General features: G+C 44.6%; 8 protein-coding genes. 2 read left to right on the top strand and 6 right to left on the bottom strand.

The features are described from left to right. Positions 1-63: 63 nt before the first annotated feature. Both QUA45_RS26095 and QUA45_RS26090 read right to left on the bottom strand, forming a co-directional pair. Positions 64-3,783, bottom strand: a complete 3,720-nt coding sequence (locus QUA45_RS26095; RefSeq protein ID WP_333222656.1) for a HEAT repeat domain-containing protein — start codon at positions 3,781-3,783, stop codon at positions 64-66. Positions 3,784-3,945: 162 nt separating this feature from the next. Next, a complete protein-coding gene (locus QUA45_RS26090) occupies positions 3,946-4,164 on the bottom strand; it encodes a helix-turn-helix domain-containing protein (protein WP_006632503.1) in 219 nt (72 codons plus the stop codon). 166 nt (positions 4,165-4,330) lie between these two features. On the opposite strand from QUA45_RS26090, the gene QUA45_RS26085 reads away from it, so the two are divergent. Further along, a complete protein-coding gene (locus QUA45_RS26085; protein WP_333038668.1) occupies positions 4,331-4,801 on the top strand; it encodes a hypothetical protein in 471 nt (156 codons plus the stop codon). A 105-nt stretch (positions 4,802-4,906) separates the two neighbouring features. Here the strand turns inward: QUA45_RS26085 and QUA45_RS26080 are convergent, their stop codons facing one another. From QUA45_RS26080 to QUA45_RS26065, 4 genes are all read right to left on the bottom strand, one after another. Next, the gene (locus tag QUA45_RS26080; RefSeq protein WP_333095018.1) at positions 4,907-6,295 is read right to left on the bottom strand and encodes a UDP-glucose/GDP-mannose dehydrogenase family protein; all 1,389 of its coding nucleotides are present in this window, start codon (positions 6,293-6,295) and stop codon (positions 4,907-4,909) included. Positions 6,296-6,407: 112 nt separating this feature from the next. Then, positions 6,408-7,346, bottom strand: coding sequence for a UDP-glucuronic acid decarboxylase family protein (locus QUA45_RS26075; protein WP_333074146.1), 939 nt, complete (start codon positions 7,344-7,346; stop codon positions 6,408-6,410). A 488-nt stretch (positions 7,347-7,834) separates the two neighbouring features. Next, entirely contained in the window at positions 7,835-8,101 is a 267-nt protein-coding gene (locus QUA45_RS26070) for a hypothetical protein (RefSeq protein WP_333095019.1), read from the bottom strand. 130 nt (positions 8,102-8,231) lie between these two features. Then, positions 8,232-8,759, bottom strand: coding sequence for a helix-turn-helix domain-containing protein (locus QUA45_RS26065; RefSeq protein WP_333095020.1), 528 nt, complete (start codon positions 8,757-8,759; stop codon positions 8,232-8,234). A gap of 164 nt (positions 8,760-8,923) precedes the next feature. On the opposite strand from QUA45_RS26065, the gene QUA45_RS26060 reads away from it, so the two are divergent. Then, positions 8,924-9,457 (top strand): hypothetical protein, encoded by a 534-nt coding sequence (locus QUA45_RS26060; RefSeq protein WP_333222654.1) that lies wholly within the window; start codon positions 8,924-8,926, stop codon positions 9,455-9,457. Positions 9,458-9,528: the final 71 nt, after the last annotated feature.

The raw sequence follows: 9,528 nt of genomic DNA, 5'->3' as shown, positions 1-9,528 counted from the left end.
AAAATTATGTTTCGCCGAGCTTGAATCACCCATTAATTGCGATAGCGATTTTTCTTAACTTATTCAGCAAGCCCTATCTATTTTTCCTAAGCTAGATGCCGCTCGACACCGGGTATCTGGGTTAGCTGAGTTGCCGATTAAATCGACTAAAGTGGCGATCGCAACTGGGTGATTTTTGTCTATTTCTCCCAAATATTCTGCCGCTTGAAGCCGGGTCTGTTCATCACCTGAAGTGCGGATTAACTCGATGAAAGCGGCGATCGCCACTGGGTTATCTTTGCCGATTTTCTCTAATTTATTTCCCAATTCCCACAGATGATAGGCATTCTGAGAAGTGCCAAGCAACTCGACTAAAGCGGAGAGTGTAACTGGGTTATTGTTGTCTATTTTTCCTAAGCTTTCTGCCGCTTGAAGCCGGGTATATTCACTTTGAGAAGTACCGAGCAACTCCACTAAAGCGGAGATGGCCTCTGGGTTATTTTTGCCTATTGCCCCTAAGCTTTTTATCGCTTGACACCGGGTACTTTCAGCACCGGAATTGCGGATTAACTCGACTAAAGCGGCGATCACAACTGGGTTATTTTTGCCTATTTTACCTAAGCTATCTGCCGCTGACCACCGGGTTCTTTCATTGGAATTGCGGCTTAACTCGACTAAAGCGCTGATTGCAACTGGGTTATCTTTATCTATTTTCCCCAAACATTCTGCGGCTCGCCACCGGGTAACTTGATTGCGGGAAGTGCGGATTAAATCGACTAAAGCAGCGATCGCAACTGGGTTATTTTTGCCGATTCTTGCTAATCTTGCTGCCGCTTGATAACGATTATCTTTAGGACGGTAGTTGCGGATTGAATCCAATAAAGTTTCGATCGCTACCGGGTTATTTTTGTCTATCCTACCTAAAATTTCTGCTGCTCGCCCTTGAGTAACTTTATTATCTGAAGTGCGGATTAACTCGACTAAAGCGGCGATCGCAACTGGATTATTTTTCCCTATTTTCACTAAGCTATATGCCAATATTATACAGGTAGGTACGTTATGCCGAGAGAAATGCGGGTAGAAATGGTTATCAACTGAATTGCGGATTAGTTCTACTAAAGCTGCAATCGCTTCTGGGCTATCTTTGCCTATTTTTCCCAAGCTATATGCCACTCGCTTCCAGGTCTTGTTCTCAACTGACTTGCGGAGTAACTCGACTAAAGTGGCGATCGCAACTGGGTGATTTTTTTCTATTTTCCCTAAGCTCTCTGCCGCTACAGACCGGGTATGTTCATCCTGAGAAGTACCGATTAACTCGACTAAAGCGGAGATAGTTTCTGGGTGATATTTGCCTATTTCCCCTAAGCTTTTTGTCGCTCGCCTCCGAGTATATTCATCACCTGAATTGCGGATTAACTCGACTAAAGCCGAACCCGCCTTTTCCCGATCCGTCTCTTTCAGAACTTCCCTTGCTCTATCGACAATTGGATCGAGAAATGTCCGCCAATCCTGTTTTTGCTTATTAAAAGAACCAAATCCCCAAATAACAATCTGCGACACAATCTCATCAGCAAGACTACAATCTTTAAACTCAGCAATCCCCGCAGCCGCTAGAAAATACGCCCGATATCCATAAAATTTATCCCACCTAACCTTAAACTTAACCAACGCCTTAATAAACGCTTCCTTCTCCTCTTTCCCTACTTCCTCCCGCCCCAACCACAGCAAAATCACCTCTTGCCACTGCTTCTCAAAAATGCGATACCTAGCATCAGGATGTTGCGGATTCTTAGGAATATGATTCAAGAAAAAGTGCCAATCCTCAACCGCCAACGCCGCAAAATATTCCTGAAATGTCGGATGGTAAAAAGCATAAATCCCCTCCGCCGTCTCCGCATCCCTCGCCACTAAATTCAGCCAACCCAAACGACAAGCTAACTCAAAATGGAATTCACCCATCACCCGATATGCCACACTTTCGGGCAACTGAAACCGGTCCGTTTCATTTAACATCCCTGAAAGTGCCAATTTCCCCAAAGCCGCATTCAATTCCTGCTGCTGAATCAAATTCAGGCGCGGTTTTTTGCACTGATACAAAGTAGTCACAAATAGCCGATAAAGCTTAGCCTTAGTATCCGGCAACTCCCCATCCAACGACTGCCAAGTGCCGCACAATAACGAACATCTCAGGGGATTTTTCACTAAATCTCGGATTCGCTCTTTTCCTGTTGCTGCTAATGCTTCCCGTAGCTGTTGAGAAAGCACCCCCCCAGCCCCCCTTGCTAAGGGGGGAGCAAGAGTTTCATCTTCTCTTGTCTGCTCCCCATCATCTCTTGTCCCCCCCCTTACCAAGGGGGGGTTAGGGGGGGTTCCAAACCATTTATCGATAAACATTTCCACCTGTTCGGGATAGGAAAACTCCAGAGTACGATAAGTATCAAAAGTATCCAACGCAGAGCCGATCGCATCCCAAACATTCTGCCGACAACTTAGCACAATTCGCGCCTTTTGAATACAGCCGCCAGTTCTAATTTGCTGCAGAATTTCCGCCAAAGGATTGCCATCTCCGACAGCCATCTCATCCGCCCCATCCAAAACCAACCACAGGCGCTCAGCATTAAACTGTCCTAAAAAATCATCCTTAATTTCTGCAGTCGCGTCAGCCTTCCCAATTCTTTTAATAGCCGCCAACAGCCAATTATCAAATAAATACGGCTCTAATTCCTTCCCCTGCAAATCCGCCAAGGATACCCAAATTACAATTGCCTCGGAAATGCCCGCCGCTACCCAATTCGCAATCTGCCGCAACAGCATTGTTTTCCCCGCGCCCGGTTCCCCAATAATTCCTAACCGCTTCCCATTGCTTTTAGGGCTACTTCCTTGCTGGATAACTTGCTCAAGAAACTCGCTGTGTTCAAATTTTTGGGTAACTTCCTTTTCCCGGTACAAATCCGAACCTTCCTCAGCCGCAACCTCCTCGCGTCGCTGAGTCACTTTCTGCCGTTCCACCAATCCCAGCGGCACATAAACATCATCTATTTCATGGTTGCCAAAAGTTAGCTGATTGCTACTAAGCCGCTGCTGTTCTTTATCCTCTAATATCTGCTGGCAAATAGCTTGCCAATCAATCGGCACGTAAACAATCCGGCTTTTTTCAACTATCTCCTCAAGCCAAGCATACATCTCTTGGGTTCTGCCATCAATCCGGGTTAAACTCTGCCCCGTAAAAATCTGAAAAGCTTTGTCATTGTCCTTGATTTCCCGAGCAAAGTATACAGATACCAAGGTAAACAATTCTTGCTCTAACTTAGTCTTGTAGGGTGCGACATCGCAATTTTCTAGGGCGACTTCCAGCAATTTTGGCTTGACTTCTTCAACCTGATTCTGTTTTAACTCATCTGCGGCAGTCAGCAGCCATTCTATCTCATCTAAACCTGCAATGGGAATCCCAGAGGAGAATGTTTCTTTATCAACCTGTTCTAACTCTAATTTGAGCTTTTCGAGCTTTCGTTTCAACCACTCAAAATCCCACCGCCTGTCTTGCAGCGCATAGGAAAAACTCTCTCGGTTAGCCGCATTTTTTGGATCGATTTCCTGTTTGCATTCTGATGCGATTTGTTGCTGAGCTTTCAGGAAAGAAGTTTTCAGCGCTTTTTCTAAATCGTGATTGACAAGTTTTCCGTTTCGTGATTTTTTTTTTATTCCCGTCAAAGAGAGGTGCTTGAGTGCATCATTGGCTTGAGTGCCCACTATCCCATCGAAAGCGACTTTCAGAAGACTTCCCAATATCGCAGCTTCTAGCATTTGACGGTTCTCCTAAATTCAGGCTGCAAGTGGGTTATTTCAATGATAGGCGATCGACTTTGGTTGCGAGCGATCGACCTATGCTGAAATCATCACATCAAAACTTCGATCGTCACATCAAAATTCGATCGCTAAAACATTGAATTTAGACAAAAAGTTCAACTATTTTTCGAGGATTACCACGAAATCCTCAATCATCACATCAAAAGTTCGAGCCAGCTTGTGGACTGCTGCAAAGTCAACCATTGCCATCCCCTGAGAACGGGCATAATTGCTAATCGTACTGTAGCCCACGCCCGATCGCTCCGCAACCTCTTTGAGCGTCCATCCCTTCTCGGCAGCCAACTCTCGAACCCGCAATCTGACTAAGCCTTTGCTCATATTTACTATTTACAAAATTTTGGATTTAGTATAATATATCAAAAAGCGATCGCCCCCGGTCTGCAAACTAAAGACGATCGCCAGTTAAAATTAATCCCGACAGATAATTTCTGTCGATCGCACTTAGCAGAGATAGATTTACCTACTACCACCAGATGCAACTACAATGATATCAGAAAATCAGCTAAGATCGTCAGCGATCGGCGCATCAAAAATTATTCACAAATCGTCGATCGTCAATCCGCGATCGAGATTTGTCACCGAAGAAACAGTGGCACTCCTGTTCAACATCTCACCCGAACAGATATACCGGATCGATTGCTGCCACAACGTGGTGTACGTTCATGCTAAAGGCCTCAGTCGATTTGTCAGCTACGCTGATTTCCCCCCAATCTTAGAAGTAAAACCGCCCTGTGCTCAAGATTTTGTCGCCTGGTACAAACGCTGGAAACGGACACAAGCACCAGATTTTTGGACTAAATTCTATACGTACAACTTCAAAACGGCTGTTTCAGTTGACAGCTTGCTTGAATGGGGTAAATTAGTTGCTACAGTTAAATCGGTAATTTCTGCCTCAGCGCTGCAACAGCTACGAGATGTTTACGCTCAAGAAAAAACATTGATGGAGAATTTTTAAAGCAGTAGGGGCGAGTAAACCCGCGATTGTTGGCCACCAGCAAGATCAATGTAAGGTGCGCTTCGGCGCACCCTACGAAATAGAGATTCTACTCAAAACTCTTCTTTACCTTCCAATCCCCACATATTGGAAACCAGCCGTTTCTAAAGCCTTCTTGTCTAGGAAATTGCGGCCATCAATCATCACCGGATGATTCATCAACTTCGCCATTTTATCGTAATCTAAATTGCGAAACTGTTCCCAGTCAGTCACCAACACCAAAGCATCGCAACCGTCGGCCAGTCTTTCCGGATCGGTTTCTACCAAAACTCCCGACAAACCGTGACGCATCCCAGTTTGAGAAACAATCGGATCGTAAGCTTTAACTTTCGCTCCCAACCGATTCAAATTCTCGATTAAATTTAGCGCTGGAGCATCTCGCAAATCGTCAGTATCCGGCTTGAAAGTTAAACCCAAAAGTCCGACTGTTTTACCTTTGAGAATCTTCAAAACTTGTTGCAACTTTTCAATAGCAATCAACCGCTGGCGTTCGTTAACTTCCACCGCCGCTTTCAGCAAATGCGCCTCGTAGCCGTAATCGTCAGCAGTGTGAACTAAAGCCGAGACATCTTTGGGGAAACAAGAACCGCCCCAACCAATGCCCGCTTGCAGAAACTTGTTGCCAATCCGCGAATCTAAGCCGATACCTCGGGCAACTTGACTAACATCTGCACCGACGCGATCGCAAATATTAGCAACTTCATTAATAAAGCTAATCTTCGTAGCCAAAAAAGCATTAGCTGCGTACTTAATCATCTCCGCTGAACTGATATCAGTCATCACGACCGGAACCTCGGGCAAAGACGGATTTTCTGCAAACTTGCGATCGACAATCGGCCGATATAACTGTAGCATCATATCCATAGCCCGCCGAGAGTTACTGCCGAGAACAATGCGATCGGGATTAAAAGTATCGAAAACAGCACAGCCCTCCCGCAAAAACTCCGGGTTGCTAACCACATCAAATACCACACCTTTTTTTGCCGCTACTTCCTCACCCGTAGCCACATCATTGGTTTGAGCTTTTTGACGTTCCGCCAAACCGTCGAGGACAATCCTCCGCACCCAGTCCCCGGAACCGATGGGAACCGTAGATTTATTGACAATTACTTTATAATCGCCGTCGAGGTGAGCTCCAATGCCGCGAGCAACCGCTTCCACGTAGCGAGTATCGCTTTCCCCAGTAGGCAAAGGAGGCGTCCCCACGGCAATAAACAAAATGTCTCCGTGAGCCACTCCTGCTGCTAAGTCCGAAGTAAATTCTAGATTGCCCGACGCAGATGCAGAGGACATTAATTCAGACAGTCCGGGTTCAAAAATAGGCGACTGTCCGGACTTCATTAATTTAACTTTTTCTTCGTTGTTGTCTACGCAAATCACGTGGTGGCCGATGTGGGCCAAGCAAGTGCCGGTGACTAAGCCAACATATCCTGTACCGATGACGCAAACATGCATACAAATGTCCTCAAAGTTAGTAAAAAAATCTGATGGCAATCGAGAATTGGGAATTGGCAATTGGGAATAAGGAAGATTTTTTCCCTGCCCCACTCTCCCCTTCTCTCAGTCTCTACTTTTGGTTTCCCTCGATGCGATCGCGGAAATCCTTTACAGTCAACTCTAAACCTTTATCCAGCGGCACAGTTGGCTCCCACCCCAACCAACTTTTAGCACGAGTAATATCCGGTTGTCGCTGTTTTGGATCGTCTTCCGGCAGCGGTTTAAAGATAATCTCTGCCCCTGGATTAATCATATTTTGAATTTTTTCTGCCAGTTCCAAAATAGTGTATTCGCCGGGATTTCCCAAATTCATCGGCCCGATTTGGTCGCTATTCATCAAACGAATAAATCCTTCCACCAAATCAGAAACGTAGCAAAAACTACGTGTTTGGGAACCGTCGCCGTATACAGTCAGCGGTTGGTTTCGCAAAGCTTGAGCAATAAAATTGCTCACTACTCTGCCGTCATTTTCCAACATCCGGGGACCGTAGGTATTGAAGATTCGCACAACTCGAATGTCTACCCCATTTTGACGGTGGTAATCAAAAGATAAGGTTTCAGCTACTCGTTTGCCTTCGTCATAACAACTGCGAATTCCTATACAATTAACGTTGCCGCGATAATCTTCTGTTTGCGGATGAACATCAGGATCTCCGTACACTTCGGAAGTGGAAGCGAGGAAGAATCTTGCTTTTACCCGTTTTGCCAATCCCAACATATTCATCGTGCCGATGACATTTGTTTTAATAGTCTTGACAGGGTTGTACTGATAGTGTATTGGGGAAGCAGGACAGGCCAGATGGTAAATCTGATCTACCTCTAACCGAATCGGTTCCGTGATGTCGTGGCGGATCAACTCAAAATAGGGGTTGTCCAGCCATTTAAGGATATTGCGTTTAGTCCCGGTGTAAAAATTATCCAGGCAGACTACCTCATGTCCTTGGGCCATTAAGCGATCGATTAGGTGAGAACCGAGGAAACCCGCACCGCCTGTGACTAAAATTCTCATTTTGGAAACTGCCGTTCTGTTTAGGGGTAGGACTGGTATACAAAAATTCAGTCGCTCGAATGAAACTTACTAATACAATAACAAAATAGCGATCGCCAATGTAAAGACTTATGCGTCACTTTTATAAAATCTTTAATTAACTTAGCATTGTCAAATACTTGGAAGAAAGTGCTATAATTCGCAAATGTTGGTAGCAATTTTTATTGAAGCTTTAATATTTCCGAAAAAACACTCTTGACATTAGTTATGTTATTTGTTAGTGGTTATTGGTTACTTGATGACTTCGCTTTGAGGTTGGGCGATGCCCTAGGCGATAGGTGCGCTTCACGGGCTTATTTGAAAAAACCCGGGTCGATTTATCTGAAAAGCAATATGAGAGAAATTATGTCGATTTCGGGAAAAGAATGTCTGCCACTTTCAACCCTGCGTGGCACTCGTTCAATTGGAATTTCTGGAGATTCCAGCCAGAACTAAATCAGGTTGATTGTCTAGCCTTTAGTTTTACAGTTTCTCAATAATTGAGCAAAGTTACGATCGGCTAAAGTTGTCTCGAAGGCGAAATCGGTGCCAGAGTCTGATAAAGTTCGCAGTTTTTGTATCATTAAGCGTCCTGCGAGAATATGCAACTGACTGTGGAGTGAATTAGGACATTCCGGCCGCGATCGCATCTGCATTGACATATTCAAAACATTCTCAAAAATTGGGTAATAATTTCCTAAAAACTGTAGTTTTACTTGTTGAACCGTTGGGTTCACCAATAATATAAAGATTCGGCAAAATAATATTAATGTTATCGCTGGGGTTGTTGCTTTAGTCTGTAAGGGCGATCGCGCTTCCTGATTTTAGTCGCTTCACGCTACCAATCTGTTGATTTGTGGCAAAATTTTAGTTACCGTTGTTATCGTTGATGTCTAGATTTTGTATTGACAATTCTGAAGGTAGCGGTACAGTTATTTGTAGGTATACACCAATTTGTATTTGATTGTTCTCAAAACTTATATTAGTTACATTAACTTTACTATTTTCAGATACACCGTCTTGAATAGGGAATTTAGCAGGTGGCTTAGTTTTATATCCAGCATCCTCAAGCCATTCAGCAATGTTTCTCCAGTTTTCTATTTTTTCAACGCCTTTACCCACCAGACTTTTGACGTACTTATATAAGGTAGCGCATAGGTCAGTTTCAACTCCCTTGGGGTTCTTTTGGCGTTTTTCCGCTATTTCTCCGGGACTATGACACCACAGAAGCCCCCGCAGGTGAAGCTTTTCCATTGGGGTGAGGCGTTTTCCCTTGGCTGAGGCCAGGTCTGCGTAGAGGTTTTCTAAGTCCCAGTGGTTTGCGGCTTCGATAAATTGCTCGTCGGCTGGCGGCATAGCGGAGTGGGGTGAAAATTCCTGATATAAGTCTAACACAATTACTGATGAGTGTAAGATAAAAGCTATGGTTAGTTAGATTATTATAAGTAGAATATCCCGATCTACGTGCAATGAGTCAAAATGACGAGAGAGCTAGCTTGAAGTAGCTAATAACTAGACTCATTGAGCATTGCTGAATCATTAGTTTTGAGGAAAATTTTATGATTTTTATAATCCCGATTATTTTGGGTGCTGCTGCTATAGCTGCTTCCGCTCTTGGCATTGGAGCTGGTATTGCAGGTGTTTCCGACATGAACGATGCAAAGAAAATGGGCAAAAGCGCTCAAGAACAGCATGAATGTGCTTGCAATCGTTTGAAAAACGAATGGGAATGCACTCAAAATCTTGCAGAAGAGTACGGTCAACTGCAACTAAATATCAAAATTCGTACAATTGGGCGATTTGTCAAATTTATTGAGCGTATTGGTCAGCGTGGTTCTCTAAGCGACAAGCAGTTTTTGGAGGGATTAGAAGGCATTTCTATTCAGCAGATTAATGAGTACAAAGCTGCGGCTTTAGAAGCAGAACAATTTGTCAAAGGTGGTTTTAAAGCTGCTGGGGCAGCAGTAGCGGCAGGTCAAGGTGCAGTTGGCTTGATCGGACTGTTTGGGACAGCAAGTACCGGGACTGCGATCGCTGGGCTCAGCGGTGCAGCAGCTTGGAATGCGACTCTTGCATGGCTGGGAGGTGGTTGACGGGGTGACAACCCCGTCAAAAGCTTGATAAAATCAAGGACATAGCCCTGTACCCCCTCTGGAAGAATGGC

The organism is Microcoleus sp. Pol12A5 (assembly GCF_036701435.1).
Classification (GTDB): domain Bacteria; phylum Cyanobacteriota; class Cyanobacteriia; order Cyanobacteriales; family Microcoleaceae; genus Microcoleus.
Note: the sequence above shows the minus strand (reverse complement) of the source record. Positions and strands in the feature narration are given on the sequence as shown.

Excerpts from the sequence above, each read along its gene's own strand:
- QUA45_RS26095 (WP_333222656.1), bottom strand. The coding sequence starts at position 3,783 with ATGCTAGAAGCTGCGATATTGGGAAGTCTTCTGAAAGTCGCTTTCGAT.
- QUA45_RS26090 (WP_006632503.1), bottom strand. The coding sequence starts at position 4,164 with ATGAGCAAAGGCTTAGTCAGATTGCGGGTTCGAGAGTTGGCTGCCGAG.
- QUA45_RS26060 (WP_333222654.1), top strand. The coding sequence starts at position 8,924 with ATGATTTTTATAATCCCGATTATTTTGGGTGCTGCTGCTATAGCTGCT.
- QUA45_RS26080 (WP_333095018.1), bottom strand. The coding sequence starts at position 6,295 with ATGCATGTTTGCGTCATCGGTACAGGATATGTTGGCTTAGTCACCGGC.
- QUA45_RS26085 (WP_333038668.1), top strand. The coding sequence starts at position 4,331 with ATGATATCAGAAAATCAGCTAAGATCGTCAGCGATCGGCGCATCAAAA.
- QUA45_RS26075 (WP_333074146.1), bottom strand. The coding sequence starts at position 7,346 with ATGAGAATTTTAGTCACAGGCGGTGCGGGTTTCCTCGGTTCTCACCTA.